This is a genomic window from Sutterella massiliensis (assembly GCF_016899755.1).
In the GTDB taxonomy this organism is placed as follows: Bacteria; Pseudomonadota; Gammaproteobacteria; order Burkholderiales; family Burkholderiaceae_F; genus Sutterella; species Sutterella massiliensis.
In genome coordinates this window covers 1-574 of record NZ_JACJJC010000226.1, presented here as the reverse complement: position 1 = coordinate 574, position 574 = coordinate 1, and the positions used below count along the sequence as shown (strand labels likewise).

Annotated in this window: 1 protein-coding gene; it reads left to right on the top strand. The window is 35.5% G+C overall.

What is annotated here, in order from left to right; all coding sequences use genetic code 11:
* Positions 1-555: SLATT domain-containing protein (locus tag H6A60_RS12290; protein ID WP_205105042.1), on the top strand; the 555-nt coding region annotated here is incomplete at its 5' end.
* Positions 556-574: the final 19 nt, after the last annotated feature.

The following is a 574-nucleotide window of genomic DNA, read 5'->3' as shown; positions in this document are numbered from 1 at the left end:
AAAGATGGTGATGTTAGAGGTAAGTTATATTCTTTGTTGGAAAACGAGTATGGAAAGGTGGTGTATAGCTACACCTGCCACCTCAAAGAACACCATACTCTTTCAAAAAAAGCAAATTGGGGTATGACGATAACCCTAGCACTGTCCACAATTATATCAGCTTTGTCGGTCCTTCTTAAGTTTAATATTCTTTCTCAGGACCATCTTATATGGCTTATTGTTATTTTCTCAGTTTTTTCTACGGGGTGTACAGCCTTCTTGCAAGTAAAAAATTATGCAGGAAAGGCGTCTCGTCATGAAAACGCACAAAATGAACTTTGGGTGGTAAGAGAGAGATATCTTACGCTACTCGCAGAATTTTCCTTACTGGAAACAAAAGTTATTATGAGTTTGCATAATGAATTACAGAGAGAGACAGCTATTATATATAAACTTTCGCCATTAACTGGTTCTGATAGTTATCGGAAAGCAAAGAATGCCCTAAAAAATGATGAGGAACAATTCTTTTCAAGAGCAGAAATCAATCTGATTTTGCCAGAATCGTTAAGAAAATAAATCTTGTTTAGTATTTTGT